This is a genomic window from Paraburkholderia sp. BL6669N2, from assembly GCF_003387275.1.
Classification (GTDB): Bacteria; Pseudomonadota; Gammaproteobacteria; order Burkholderiales; family Burkholderiaceae; genus Paraburkholderia.
Genome location: NZ_QUNA01000001.1, coordinates 872,860 through 885,777, shown reverse-complemented (window position 1 = coordinate 885,777; position 12,918 = coordinate 872,860). Strand labels below are relative to the sequence as shown.

Below are 12,918 nucleotides of genomic sequence, written 5' to 3'. Positions count from 1 at the left end.
GCTGTCAATGCAGCACCTTGTTGATGCTTTAAAGATCCAGCACCAGCACCGGCGACGTAGCGCGTGAAATGCAGCAGCAAATCACCTTGCCGCTCGCGCGTTCCGCTTTGCTCAGGCAATGGTCGCGATGCTCGGGCGTGCCGCTGACCACATCGACCATGCACGTGCCGCACACTCCTTCGCCGCACGACGTATCCACCTCGATGCCGATCGACGCCAGCGCCGCGACAATGGTGGTGTCCTTGTCCACGCGCACGGTCGCGCCGCTGCTCGCGATCTGCACGTCGAAGGTATCGAGCGCGGCCGATTCGGCGCTCGTAGTCGACGCCGGCTCAGCAGCGAAGCGTTCGAGATGGATCGCTTCAGAGGCAAGGCGCGATTCACCGATCGCCACCACGCGTTCCATGAAAGGTGCCGGCCCGCAGGTATAAACGTGCGTGCCTTCGCGCGCATTCGCGAGACAATCGCCGAGCACCGCATCGAGTTGCTCGCGAGCGACGCCGAAGTGCAGCTTCACATAATCACTGAACGGAGCGCGTGAGAGCAGCGGCAAAAACGCGGCGTGTTCCGCGCTGCGCGCGAAATAGTGCAGCACGAAGCGCTCTTGCTGTTTGAGCAGGCGATACGCCATGCTCAGCAGCGGTGTCACACCGATCCCCGCGGCGATCAGCACGTGTTCCTCGGCGCCAGGCGCGAGTTGGAAGAGATTGCGCGGCGCGCCGATGGTCAATTCGCTGCCGACTGTGACATCGTCATGCAGCGAACGCGAGCCGCCGCGTGACGTGTCTTCGCGCTTCACGGCGAACAGATGCGCGTCCCGCTGGTCCGGGTCGCCGCACAATGAATATTGCCGCGTGACGCCCGATGGTCCGGTCACGTCGATGTGCGCGCCGGGTTCGTAGTCATCGAACGGTTGCCCGTCCAGTCGCGACACGCTGAACGAGCGCACGCCATGCGCTTCGTCGCGGACGCTATCGACACGCACGTTGAAGGTGGTTCTTTCCATGATCTTGCCGGCAAAAAAGTGGCGGACGGCGCATGCATCGAACTGCATGCGGTTGTGCGTCAAGGATAAGAAACCGCGCAAAATCAGGCAAATCGATTAAAAATGGTTTGTTGGATAAGCCGGACTGATAATAGTGCGGCGCGCGCATTCCAAACGGAACAATCGGAACAAACGGAACACTCAGATTCCAGCCAGATGCCGCACCAGCGCCTTTTCCGGCCGCGCCATTGCGTTCAGATCGCGCATGCAGATCAGCAACTGGCGCGCGGCCCAGCTATCGGTCAGCTCGATCGTACGGATGCCGGGCGTGCTGCGATAGCGCTTCGCCGCGGTAGCCGGCACGATACCGAGGCCGGCGCCTTGTTCGACCATGCAGCAGATGGCGTCGAAGGTCCGCACGTGGGTGCGGAAACTGAGCGGCTGACCGGCCAGCAGCGCGCGCTCGCCGAGGTAGGCCTGCAATGCGCTATCCGCGCTCAGTCCGATGAATTCCCGCTCCGCCACTTCCGCCAGCGTCGTGCGGCGCAGTGCGGCAAGCGGATCGTCGCGGCTCGCGATCAGCACGAGTTTGTCGATGGCGAAGGGGAAGGTCTGCAGCGCGCCGTGATCGACCGCATCGGAAATGATGCCGATTTCAGCTGCACCGGTCAGCACCGCCTTGACCGTCTCGCTGCTTTGACGCTCCTTCAGGTCGATCTGCACGTTGGGATGATCGCGCAGAAACAGACCGATCGCGGAGGGCAGGAACTCGGTGATGGCCGCCGTGTTGGTCCACAGCCTGATGCACGCTTTGCGGCCTTCCTGACGCTCGCCCAGTTCACCCTGCATGCGTTCGATCTGCCCGAGCACGAGCCGAGCGTGATGCGCGAGCGTGTCGCCGGTCGGCGTGGATTCGACACCGCGGCGGCCCCGTTCGAGCAGCGGCATGCCGAGCGCGTCTTCCATGCCGCGTAGCCGCGCGCTTGCCGATGGCAGCGACATGTTCGCGCGCGCGGCGCCGTGGGTGATGCTGCCGGTTTCGAGGATGAGCAGAAACAGGCGGAGGTCGATGAGGTCGAAGCGCATGGAAGACGGATCGTTATGTGGATGCGGTGGGATTCAGTCAGGGTCACAGCCTTAGCCCCAGCCTAAGTCACGCTAAGTATCTTACGCATTGTGGCCGGCCTTGCGGCGATTGAAAATTGCCGGCATCACTTCAATAACAACCTTCCAATGATCTCTTCGTTTGCGATGCGTGCGGGCGTGGTCGCCGCGACTTTCGTGGTCGCCGGCTTCGTCAAGGGAGTGACCGGCATGGGACTGCCGACCGTCGCCATGGGCGTGCTCGGCACGCTGATGCTGCCGGCCCAGGCCGCCGCGATGCTGCTGTTGCCGTCGTTCGTGACGAATGTCTGGCAACTGTTCGCGGGGCCGAGCGTGCGGGCGCTGCTCCAACGCTTGTGGCCGATGCTGCTCGGCATCGTCGCCGGCACGGTCGCGGCCGCGTCGTTCATCGCGGGCGGGGGCGGCGAATGGGCCGTGGTCGGACTCGGCGCCGCGTTGACGCTGTACGCCGCGGCCGGTTTGCTGGCGTGGCGCGTGTCAGTGCCGGCGAGGCATGAGCGCTGGTTGTCGCCAGCGATCGGCGCGGTGACGGGCCTCGTCACCGGCGGCACTGGTGTGTTCGTCGTGCCGGCAGTACCGTATCTGCAAGGGCTGGCGTTGAAGAAAGAGGATCTGGTGCAGGCGCTCGGCTTGTCGTTCACGGTATCGACCATCGCGCTGGCGATCGGCCTCACCAGAGAGCACGCGTTTGCCGCCGGCGATCTGGGCGAGTCGCCATTCGCCGTGGTGCCGGCGCTGTTCGGCATGTGGATCGGACAGCGCGTGCGCGGACGCATCGGCGCGGACACGTTCAGACGCTGGTTCTTTGTCTGTCTGCTCGGGCTGGGTATTCAATTGATGGCACGAGCATTCGTTTAATCAGGCAATGGTGAAACGAGTGTGGAAGGAGCGATATCGTGTGGCACGTTATTCTGGATACGCTCGGCGCGCTGGCGGTGCTGGCCAGCGTGGCCGCGCAAATCATGCTGCTGCTTAAGTGCTGAATTCATGGCGTAGTTGTCCGCGTCATCGGCATTGATGAAAGGCGGCGTTCCCCGTCGAAGCTGAGCCAGTGCGCGGTCATCGAACTCGCGCTCGAAGAGCGTGCGGTTGATTCGGGCGGCCTTCGGGCTATTCGCGTCACCTGTCTTCCGATTGTTCGGCTCAACCGACGTATCTATTCGCCTTCAGCCGCTTTATCCGCGCGGCTGACGTGCCTACATTGTCACCAGTGTCAGCGCCAGTGCATTTCCACCGCAACCCGCGAATCTTCGCGATAGCGTCGGCGCCAATCCCATCTACAGGAATCGATCATGAGCAAACTCACAGGTAAGGTTGCAGTCGTAACCGGTGCATCGAAAGGTATCGGCGCGGCAATTGCCAAGGCTTTGGCCGCGCAAGGCGCTTCAGTGGTGGTGAACTATGCGTCGAGCAAGGCCGGCGCGGACAGCGTGGTCGAGGCGATCACCGCTGCCGGCGGCAAGGCCGTGGCCGTCGCGGGCGATGTGTCGAAAGCGGCGGACGCGCAAGGCATTATCGATACGGCCGTGGAAACGTATGGCCGTCTCGACATTCTCGTCAACAACTCCGGCGTGTACGAATTCGCGGCGATCGAAGAGATCACCGAAGAGCATTTTCATAAGCACTTCAACGTGAACGTGCTGGGTCTGCTCCTGACCACGCAGGCCGCGGTCAAGCACCTCGGCGAGGGCGCGAGCATCGTCAATATCAGTTCAGTGGTGAGCCGCATCACGCCGCCGGGCAGCGCGGTCTATACCGCCACCAAGGGCGCAGTCGACGGTATCACCGGCGTGCTTGCACGTGAGCTTGGCCCGCGCAAGATTCGCGTCAATTCGGTGAATCCGGGCATGGTCGCAACCGAAGGCACGCACGCCGGCGGCATCGTCGGCTCCGACCTGGAAACGTGGGCGTTAAGCACGACGCCGCTCGGCCGTATCGGCCAGCCTGACGATATCGCCGATGTGGTCGCGTTCCTCGCTTCCGACGACGCACGCTGGCTGACCGGTGAAAGCCTGATTGCCAGCGGTGGCTCGCGTTAAGCAGTTCGATGTAAGCGGATAAAGCGTGGCCGCATAGCGCCACGCCATATTGCAGCACGAGGAAGAAAAGCCGCCCGCAGGCAGCGCCTGCCGGGCGTTTTTCGTTTCATTCGCCGGAGCCGCGCGAGCGGGCTTATCGTGTCACGCCGCCGGCGCAGTCGCGGCCGCAGCCGGTTTCACCAAGTCCACCGCGAACAGCGCGTCCAGCAGATTCGACCCCGGCCGCTCGGCGAGCCGCGTCAGCGATTCGGTCATCTGCACCCGGCAGTCCTGCAGCGGAATCATCCTGATCCGCCGCGATTCGTTGAATTCGGCGCGCGCGATGACTCCAACCCCCATGCCTTGCGCGACTGCTTCTTCGAGCGCCTCGCGGCCGTCCACGTACATCACCGGTTCCACTTGCAGCGATTCGCGCACCAGTTCGATCTCCAGCAACTGCTGCGTGACGGATTGCGACTCGCGGAAAATCATCGGCTGCTGCACCAGTTCGGCGTAGCTCAGCTTGCGTTTCTTCGCCACCGGATAGCTCACGGGCACCATCGCGACCAGCGGATCGCGCCGCAACACGCGCGCCTCCAGCCGGCTGTGCACTTGCGGCGCGGCGGTAATGGCCGCGTCGACGGCACTGGAGAGCACGCGCTGCATGCAGTCGGCGGCGTTCGCAATGGACAGCGTCACGACGATGCCTGGATGCAGCTTGCGAAACGCGCTGATCAGCGCGACCGCCAGGTCGGGCGCGTCCGCGGCCAGCGATAGCGAGCCCGATTCCAGCCCGCCCGCCGATTCGAGCAATTGCCGCGCGTCACGCTCGCAACTGAGCATCTGCCGCGTCACGCTGAAGAGGCGCAGGCCGAGTTCGGTGGTCTCGACGCCGCGCGGCCCGCGTTCGAACAGTTTGACGCCGTAATCCTGCTCCAGCCGCCGCACGTGATCCGACACGGCCGGCTGCGTGAGCGAGAGCGCCTGCGCCGCTTTGGAGAACCCGCCATGTTCCGCGACCGCATGAAATGCCCGCAATTGCGCGTATTGCACGTGTGCCTCGCTAAGCTATAAGTTATTACGATACCTGCATCGATTATATCGATTTTACCGATGCCGAGCGTTTCTGTACTGTGTGCGTACCGAACCAGCGATATCGGAGATTCCGACATGAACAGCGTGATCGACCGTTCCCCAGCCGTGAACGCCGCAGGACCTTCCGCCGTAACGTGCGCGGCGCCGGCCAAAGGCGAGCCGTATCTGTTGACGCCCGGCCCGCTCACCACGGCGTTCTCGACCAAGGAAGCGATGCTGCGCGACTGGGGTTCGTGGGACGGCGATTTCCGCGCCATGACGGCGCTGCTGCGCAGCAGCCTGCTGGAGATTGCCGGCGATACGGCGGGAGAATACGACTGCGTCCCGCTGCAAGGCAGCGGCAGCTATTGCGTCGAAGCGATGCTCGGCAGTCTGATTCCGCGCGACGGCCACGCGCTCGTGTTGGCCAACGGCGCGTACGGCAAGCGCATCGCGACCACGCTCGGTTATCTCGGGCGCGCCTTTACGCTGCTCGATAAGGGCGACTACCTGCCGCCGCGCGGCGCGGAAGTAGAGCGCACGCTGGACGCCGAGCCACGCATCACGCACGTGGTCGCCGTGCATTGCGAAACCAGTTCGGGGATTCTGAACCCGCTCGAGGAAATCGCCGCCGCCACCGCGAAGAAGGGCCGCAAGCTGCTGATCGATTCGATGAGCGCGTTCGGCGCGGTGCCGCTCGACGTGCGCGAGATTGCCTGCGAGGCCTTCGTGTCGTCGGCGAATAAATGTATCGAGGGCGTGCCGGGCTTCGGGTTCGTGATCGCTCGCAAGGGTGCGTTGCAGGAAGCGAAGGGACGCAGTCACTCGCTCGCGCTCGACGTCCATGATCAATGGGACGTGATGAACCGCACCGGCCAGTGGCGTTTCACGCCGCCTACGCACACCGTGGCCGCGTTTATCGAGGCGCTGCGGCTGCACAAGATGGAAGGCGGCCAGCCCGGCCGTCTCGCGCGCTACGCGAACAATCGCGACGTGCTGGTGGCCGGCATGCGCGACCTTGGCTTCGAGCCGCTGCTGAATGCGCGCTGGCGCTCGCCGATCATCGTGACGTTTTTCTCGCCGGCGCATGCGTCATTCAAATTCGAGCGTTTCTATGAATTGATGAAGCAGCAGGGTTTCATCATCTATCCGGGCAAATTGACGGTGGCGGACAGCTTCCGTATCGGCTGCATCGGTCAGGTGGACGAGCAGGTGATGCGCCGCGTCGTGGCGGCGTGCGGCAACGCGCTCGAATCGATGGGTGTCGAACAGGCCGCCCCGCCGGCGGCTGCTCTCGAAGAGCGCAAGAGATTGGCCGATGCGGCCTGAAGCACACAGCTTGGGCACACCGCGCGAGCTTGGGGAATTCCATGGGATCGAAGTAAATGAAACACGTAAAAGCAGTGATTTTCGATTGGGCCGGCACAGTGGTCGATTACGGTTCACTGGCGCCGATGGGCGCCTTCGTCGAGACCTTCGAACAGTTCGGCGTGCCGATCACGATCGATGAAGCGCGCGGTCCGATGGGCATGGCCAAGCGTCCGCATATCGCGGCGCTGATGGCGTTGCCGCGCGTCGCGCAGGCTTGGGCCGACAAGTACGGCCACGCGCCGGGCGAAGCGGATATCGACGCCGTGTACGACGTGTTCGTGCCGAAGAATATCGCCGTGGCGGCGAGCTACAGCTCGGTGATTCCGGGCGTGGCCGACGTGGCGAGCGCGCTGCGCAGCGACGACATCCGGATCGGCACGACCACCGGCTATACGCGCGAGATCATGGCCGAGATCGTGCCGGGCGCGGCCGCGCAGGGGTTCTCGCCGGACAGCATCGTGTGCACCGGCGATACGCCGGAAGGCCGGCCGTCGCCGTACATGATCTACAAGACGTTGCCGGAACTGGGCGTGTGGCGCGCGAAGGATGCGATCAAGGTGGACGACACCGAAGTCGGCATCGAAGAGGGCATCAACGGCGGCACGTGGGCGGTCGGCGTCGCGGTGAGCGGCAACGCGTTCGGCATGGCCGAAGACGACGTCAAGGCGCTGGCGCCCGATGAGTTCGCATGGCGTCGCAAGGCGGCAATCGAGAAGCTGCAGGCGGCGGGCGCGCACTATGTGATCGACAGCGTCGCGGATCTGATGCCGGTGGTGTATGACATCGAAGCGCGTTTGGCGCGAGGCGAGCGGCCTTGACGAGGTGAGGGCGCGAAAAGCCTCTCTATTCCGGCGGAATCACTCGAAGAACCCCACCGCCAGATCGATAAACTCGCGAATCTTGCGCGGTACGAACTCCCGGCTCGGATACACGAGCGACACCGCCACGTCGCCGTTGAGCACGGCGTGATCTTCGAGTATCCGCACCAGCGTGCCCGCGCGCAATTCGTCATCGACCATTTCGAGCGGCAGTAGCGCGATGCCCATCGCGCCGAGCGCCGCCTGTTTCTGCATGATCATGCTGTTGACGGTGAACGACGCATCGAGCGCGATGCTGTCTTCGCCGCCTTCGCCGTTGTCGAACACCCAGGTCTGCGGGCTGGTGTCGAGCGGTGCGGTGATTACGCGGTGCCGCGTAAGATCGGCGGGCGTTCTCGGATGACCGGCCTGCGCGAGGTAAGCCGCCGACGCCACCGGCACCGCGTGCGAGTTGATCAGCCGGCGCACCACCAGCGACTCCGAGCGGATCATATGCTCGGTCACGATCCCCACGTCGAAGCCGCCTTCGAGCAGATCGACGCGTTTCTCCGTCAACGTGACGCGCAGATTCACACGCGGAAACTTCGCCTGATACTCGGCGAACAGCGGCGTGAGGCGAAATAACGAAAAGCTGCCCAGCGCGACGATGCGCAGATCGCCGGCGACTTCCTTCGACACGGTGGTTGCGCGCGATTCCACTTCTTCGAGTTCGGTCATCAGGAGGCGGCAGCCGTCCGCGTACTCGGCGCCGGTTTCGGTCAGCACAACCTTGCGCGTGGTGCGCTGGAACAGGCGAATGCCGAGGTGCTTTTCAAGGCTCGACACGTGGCGCGTGACCACCGAGGTCGAGACGCCGAGTTGCTCGGCGGCCTGCGCGAAGCTGCCCGCGTCGGCGACCTTGACGAACGCCTGCATGGCCTGAAAGAGATTGATCATGTGAATGCGAAATACGCGCGGCGAGAGCGGGTGCAAACGTCTGTTGAAAAGGAGGCACTGCCCGTTTCTTGAGCAGACGCAAGCGGTGTGAGACCGGCGGGTGAATTGTACGTCCTGGCGCCATGCGTCGATCCGCGCCGCCATGCCTGGCTTTGCGCGCCGACAAGCTTCGCGGCTGCTCAAGTTTCGCGTGATTGTGCCGTTGACACGAGCTAATCACATTCTGGAACCCAGCCGTGCAACTCGCCTTCAGTAACGACCGTCTGTCCAGCCGCATGCAGTTCGATTCGTCCTGCGCCGGTGAACCCGAGGTGGAGTCGTCGGTCATTGAATGGCTGTTGCACGACGATCAGGTGATGCGCGAATGCTTCACCCACGCGGCGGAAATTCTCAAGAGCGTGACCGGCGCGGCGATCACCGCGATCACGCTGCTCGACGAGGAATACCAGCATTACCGCGCCGAGGTCGGCATGGCGATGCCGCTCGTCACGCGAGCCCGCTCGCTCGCCGACTATGCGGTGCGCGACGAAGAGTTGTTCGTCATCGAGGATGCGCACGACGACACGCGTTTCGGCGAATGCATGCTGGTGCAGCGGCATCCGTTCGTGCGTTTCTACGCGGCGATCGCGCTGCGCGCGCCCAATGGCGAGATCGTCGGCGCCTTGTGCGCGATGGACCCTGCGCCCGGCCGCCTCGACGCGGGGCAGCGCGGCGTGTTCTACCACCTGCGCGCGATGATCGAGAACGATCTGAAGATGCGCACGGCCACCGCGATCGATCCGCTGACGCAGTTGTACAACCGTCGTTTCCTGCTGGAGAGCATCACGCGCCGCTGGAAGGAGGCGCGGGACGGCGACGTGATGGGTTCGGTCGTGGTCGACGTGGACTGGTTCAAGCAATACAACGACACCTACGGCCACCAGGCGGGCGATCAATGCCTGCGCAAAGTGGCCTCGGTGATGCAGGCCGCAGCCGACGGCGAACGCATCATCGTCGGGCGCATGGGCGGCGAGGAGTTCGGCCTGCTGGTGCTGCACGCGGAGCGCGCGGCGCTCGAAGACACACTCGCCACGCTGCGCCAGGGCGTGGAGGATCTGGCGATCGAGCATCGCGCGTCGCCGCTCGGCAGGGTGACGGTGAGCGTGGGCGCGTCGTTGACGCGCATCAGCGAGGCTTCACGGCCGGCGCATCGCGACGGTTTCGCGAGCGCGGATCGCGCGCTGTATCGATCGAAACATGACGGTCGAAACCGGGTGACAATGGCGTAACACGCCTGCGCGTTCAGGCGGTCTCAAGCTCCGCGTAGAGCTGGCTCACCCAGTCGGCGAACACGCGGAGTTTGGCGCTGTAACGGCGGCTCGGCGGATAGACGAGATAAACCTGCAGCGGCTCCGGCCGCCAGTCCGTCAGAATCGGCACGAGCTCGCCGCGCTGCACGGCCGGCCCCACCATGAAATCCAGCGTATGAACGATGCCGAGTCCCGCCAGCGCCGTGGCCAGATGAGCATTGCTTTCGCTCACCATCACCGTATTGCGAACCTTGTCGAGCACGATGCGCTCGCCGTCCTTGAGGAAATGCAAGGGCTGCGCGAGTCCGCTGCTCGCTGAAAAATAGCCGGCCACCGCGTGCCGATCATCAACGATCTGGCGAGGATGCACAGGCGTGCCATGTTCGGCCAGGTACGCCGGGCTCGCACACGTGGTCCAGCGCAACGTGCCGATGGCGTGCGTGACCAGATTGGGATCGTCCCCCGTGCTGCGAATCGCGCAGTCGATGTTCTCCGCGATCAGATCCGCGGTCCGGTCCGTCACGCTCAGGCGCACCTGAATGTCCGGGTAGCGCGCGCAAAATTCGGGCAGCGCGGGAATCAGAATGCCGCTCGCGGTCGAGCCACCGCTGTCGACCCGCAACACGCCGCGCGGATTCGCGCGGTCGCGGCCCAAGGTCGCCTCGATATCGTCGAGTTCACTGAGCAAATGCCGCGTACGCTCGTAATACGCCGCGCCGTCCGTTGTGACGCTGACGCTGCGCGTGCTGCGTTCAAGCAGTTTCACGCCCAAATGATCTTCCAGCGACTTCACCCACTTGCTGACCGTTGCGTTCGGCATCTGCAGCGACTGCGCCGCCCGGCCGAAGCCGCCGGTTTCCACCACCCGCGCAAAGATGCGGATGGCCTGCAAATGATCCATAACTACTCCATTTCCCGATGATTATCCACGCACGTGGATAAAGAAGTCACAGAATACCTATTTATCTCTATTCGCGCATGGAATAAGCTCGTCGTCATGGTCAACCGACCTCACAAACCCAGGAGCAAATCATGAACACGTCCACACTCAATAACGTCAATCTCCGCAAACACGCCGGCAAGATCGTGCTGGTGACCGGCGGCAGCAGCGGCATCGGCTTCGCCGCGGCCACGCGTTTCGCTCAGGAAGGCGCGACTGTTTATATCACCGGCCGGCGTCAGGCCGAACTCGACGACGCCGTGGCGCGCATCGGCCACGGCGCCGTTGCGATTCGCGCGGACGTTTCTTCAGCCGACGACCTCGACCGGATGTTCAGCACGGTGCAAGCCGCCCATGACCGGCTCGACATTCTGTTCGCGAATGCGGGCGGCGGCGAGTTCTCGCCGCTCGGCGCGATCAGCGAGGCGCAGTTCGACAAGTACTTCGGCATCAACGTCAAAGGCACGCTGTTCACGGTGCAGAAAGCCTTGCCGTTGATGCGTGCCGGCAGCGCGATCGTCATTACCGGTTCGATCGCCGGGAACAAGGGCATGCCGGCCTTCGGCGTCTATGCGGCGACCAAGGCCGCGCTGCGCTCGTTCGCGCGTACCTGGGCGACCGATCTCAAAGGCCGAGGGATTCGCGTCAACGTGGTAGCGCCCGGCGTGGTGGTGACGCCGGCCTACAAGTCCGAACTGGGCATGAGCGACGAGCAGATCGCCGCTTTCACCCAGCAGGCCAGCGAAACAACGCCGCTTGGCCGCGTGGGCGAACCGGACGAGATCGCCAAGGCCGTCTCCTTCCTGGCTTCCGACGACGCGAGCTACATCACGGGGATCGAGATGGCTGTCGACGGCGGCATGGCGCAGGTGTAGCACTACCAGGCAATCGTTGGGTCCTCATGTGAAAAGGCCGGTTTTTGAACTGACCCCGCAAAGTTGGACAGTTTGCGGCTAGGTTGCGGAGGCCTGAGTCCTGTACATCACAGGACTCAGGCCGTTTAACTTCAGCCTGATGCGTTTGTGGTTGTAGTAATGAATGTACTGTTTGATGCCGGCCTTCAGTGCGTCGACGCTCTCAAATCTGTTCAGCCGGAAGAACTCCGACTTGAGAGTGCCAAAGAAGCTTTCCATTGCCGCATTGTCATAACAGTTTGCCCGCCGTGACATGCTCTGGGTCAGGCCGCGTTGATGCAACAACCTTCGATAGGCAGACATCTGATACTGCCAGCCCTGATCTGAATGGAGTAGCGGTGCGTCCTGCCTGCCCAGCTTTGCCAGCGCCTTTTTGAGCATGCTGCTCACCAGTTCAAAGACTGGACGCTCGCTCATCTGGTAAGCGACGATCTCGCCGTTATACAGATCCATGACCGGCGACAGATACAACTTCTGTCCCAGCACGTTGAACTCCGTCACATCCGTGACCCACTTCTGGTTCGGCTGTTGCGCGCTGAACTCGCGGTTCAGCAGGTTCGGTGCAATACGCCCGACTTCGCCGCGCCAGGAGCGGTATTTCTTCGCCCGCACCAGCGATTTCAGTTTCAGCTGTCCCATCAGACGTTGCACGGTCTTGTGGTTCACGCGCTGACCGGTTTGCCGGATCGATGCCGTGATGCGTCGGTAGCCATAGCGACCCTTATGACTTTCATACACGGCCTTGATCCGGGTCTTGAGATCTGCGTGCCGGTCGCCAGCAGTCAGCACGTTCAATTGGTAGTAGAACGTGCTGCGCGCCAGACCCGCGGCCTTGAGCAGGGCGGCCACCGGGTGGTGCTGCCGAAGTGCCTGCACTATTTGCGTTTTTTCTTTTGCGCGGCCTGCTTCTTCGCCTGAAGCAGGGCATCGAGCTTTTTTAGGTACGCCACCTCCGCGCGCAGGTATTCGTTTTCCTTGAGCAACTGCTCGCGCGTGCGCTCATCCGGCGCACCATCTTCGGTCGGCTTGTCGTGATCGGGTTGGGTCATTACCTTGGGGCGTCGCCCTCGGGGGCGGGGTGCCAATGCGTCAATACCGCCAATATGATACTGGCGTTCCCACCTCGCTATGCAAGCCGGACTGCGAATGTCGAACACCGCTGCCACCTGCTCATGTGACAAATCCTTCTTCCACATGTGAGCAAGAACCGACATCCTGAACCGCGCATCGTAATGACTGAACTTCTTGCGCAATCCCTCACGTCCGTGTTGCTCATAGGCCGCTATCCAGCGACGCAACACAGAACGACCCACTCCATATCGTTGTGCCAGCACCCCGGTCCCAGCAACCCCGGCCAGGTACTGCTTCACCATTTTTACTTTTAGCTGCTCACTGTGCTTCGTCATGAAAAACACCCCAAAGGTTGGATCGATGTCCAACTTTTGGGG

General features: G+C 63.0%; 12 protein-coding genes. 6 read left to right on the top strand and 6 right to left on the bottom strand.

Annotated elements, in window-relative coordinates; all coding sequences use genetic code 11:
* Nucleotides 1-28: 28 nt before the first annotated feature.
* Both B0G80_RS03970 and B0G80_RS03965 read right to left on the bottom strand, forming a co-directional pair.
* A complete protein-coding gene (locus B0G80_RS03970) occupies nt 29-1,006 on the bottom strand; it encodes a PDR/VanB family oxidoreductase (RefSeq protein ID WP_116119508.1) in 978 nt (325 codons plus the stop codon).
* 180 nt (nt 1,007-1,186) lie between these two features.
* On the bottom strand, nt 1,187-2,071 hold the full coding sequence (locus B0G80_RS03965; protein WP_116117064.1) for a LysR family transcriptional regulator: 885 nt from the start codon (nt 2,069-2,071) through the stop codon (nt 1,187-1,189).
* Between the two features lie 147 nt (nt 2,072-2,218).
* Between B0G80_RS03965 and B0G80_RS03960 the strand changes: the two genes are divergently transcribed.
* On the top strand, nt 2,219-2,968 hold the full coding sequence (locus B0G80_RS03960) for a sulfite exporter TauE/SafE family protein (protein ID WP_258878802.1): 750 nt from the start codon (nt 2,219-2,221) through the stop codon (nt 2,966-2,968).
* 434 nt (nt 2,969-3,402) lie between these two features.
* Entirely contained in the window at nt 3,403-4,149 is a 747-nt protein-coding gene (locus B0G80_RS03955) for a glucose 1-dehydrogenase (protein WP_116117063.1), read from the top strand.
* A gap of 141 nt (nt 4,150-4,290) precedes the next feature.
* Here B0G80_RS03955 and B0G80_RS03950 read toward each other — a convergent pair whose 3' ends face one another.
* Nucleotides 4,291-5,181: a LysR substrate-binding domain-containing protein gene (locus B0G80_RS03950; RefSeq protein ID WP_116117062.1), complete on the bottom strand. Its 891-nt coding sequence runs from the start codon at nt 5,179-5,181 to the stop codon at nt 4,291-4,293.
* A 117-nt stretch (nt 5,182-5,298) separates the two neighbouring features.
* On the opposite strand from B0G80_RS03950, the gene B0G80_RS03945 reads away from it, so the two are divergent.
* Complete coding sequence (locus B0G80_RS03945; protein ID WP_116117061.1) at nt 5,299-6,531, top strand: 2-aminoethylphosphonate--pyruvate transaminase; 1,233 nt, start codon at nt 5,299-5,301, stop codon at nt 6,529-6,531.
* Nucleotides 6,532-6,587: 56 nt separating this feature from the next.
* Nucleotides 6,588-7,391, top strand: coding sequence for a phosphonoacetaldehyde hydrolase (phnX, locus tag B0G80_RS03940; protein WP_106284378.1), 804 nt, complete (start codon nt 6,588-6,590; stop codon nt 7,389-7,391).
* 39 nt (nt 7,392-7,430) lie between these two features.
* Here phnX and B0G80_RS03935 read toward each other — a convergent pair whose 3' ends face one another.
* Nucleotides 7,431-8,327, bottom strand: coding sequence for a LysR family transcriptional regulator (locus tag B0G80_RS03935; RefSeq protein ID WP_116117060.1), 897 nt, complete (start codon nt 8,325-8,327; stop codon nt 7,431-7,433).
* Between the two features lie 236 nt (nt 8,328-8,563).
* Here B0G80_RS03935 and B0G80_RS03930 point away from each other — a divergent pair, with 236 nt between their 5' ends.
* Nucleotides 8,564-9,595 (top strand): sensor domain-containing diguanylate cyclase, encoded by a 1,032-nt coding sequence (locus tag B0G80_RS03930; RefSeq protein WP_258878801.1) that lies wholly within the window; start codon nt 8,564-8,566, stop codon nt 9,593-9,595.
* Between the two features lie 13 nt (nt 9,596-9,608).
* On the opposite strand, the gene B0G80_RS03925 is transcribed toward B0G80_RS03930, so the two are convergent.
* Nucleotides 9,609-10,517 (bottom strand): LysR family transcriptional regulator, encoded by a 909-nt coding sequence (locus B0G80_RS03925; RefSeq protein WP_116117059.1) that lies wholly within the window; start codon nt 10,515-10,517, stop codon nt 9,609-9,611.
* Nucleotides 10,518-10,648: 131 nt separating this feature from the next.
* Here B0G80_RS03925 and B0G80_RS03920 point away from each other — a divergent pair, with 131 nt between their 5' ends.
* Nucleotides 10,649-11,431, top strand: a complete 783-nt coding sequence (locus tag B0G80_RS03920) for a glucose 1-dehydrogenase (RefSeq protein WP_116117058.1) — start codon at nt 10,649-10,651, stop codon at nt 11,429-11,431.
* A 78-nt stretch (nt 11,432-11,509) separates the two neighbouring features.
* Here B0G80_RS03920 and B0G80_RS03915 read toward each other — a convergent pair.
* Nucleotides 11,510-12,876, bottom strand: a protein-coding gene (locus B0G80_RS03915) for an IS3 family transposase (protein ID WP_116119473.1) whose coding sequence is annotated in 2 segments (ribosomal slippage) — nt 11,510-12,411 and nt 12,411-12,876 — 1,368 coding nt in all. Because the reading frame shifts where the segments join, the coding sequence is not laid out codon by codon here.
* Between the last annotated feature and the right edge of the window lie 42 nt (nt 12,877-12,918).

Excerpts from the sequence above, each read along its gene's own strand:
- B0G80_RS03945 (WP_116117061.1), top strand. The coding sequence starts at position 5,299 with ATGAACAGCGTGATCGACCGTTCCCCAGCCGTGAACGCCGCAGGACCT.
- B0G80_RS03935 (WP_116117060.1), bottom strand. The coding sequence starts at position 8,327 with ATGATCAATCTCTTTCAGGCCATGCAGGCGTTCGTCAAGGTCGCCGAC.
- B0G80_RS03970 (WP_116119508.1), bottom strand. The coding sequence starts at position 1,006 with ATGGAAAGAACCACCTTCAACGTGCGTGTCGATAGCGTCCGCGACGAA.
- phnX (WP_106284378.1), top strand. The coding sequence starts at position 6,588 with ATGAAACACGTAAAAGCAGTGATTTTCGATTGGGCCGGCACAGTGGTC.
- B0G80_RS03960 (WP_258878802.1), top strand. The coding sequence starts at position 2,219 with ATGATCTCTTCGTTTGCGATGCGTGCGGGCGTGGTCGCCGCGACTTTC.
- B0G80_RS03955 (WP_116117063.1), top strand. The coding sequence starts at position 3,403 with ATGAGCAAACTCACAGGTAAGGTTGCAGTCGTAACCGGTGCATCGAAA.
- B0G80_RS03965 (WP_116117064.1), bottom strand. The coding sequence starts at position 2,071 with ATGCGCTTCGACCTCATCGACCTCCGCCTGTTTCTGCTCATCCTCGAA.
- B0G80_RS03925 (WP_116117059.1), bottom strand. The coding sequence starts at position 10,517 with ATGGATCATTTGCAGGCCATCCGCATCTTTGCGCGGGTGGTGGAAACC.
- B0G80_RS03920 (WP_116117058.1), top strand. The coding sequence starts at position 10,649 with ATGAACACGTCCACACTCAATAACGTCAATCTCCGCAAACACGCCGGC.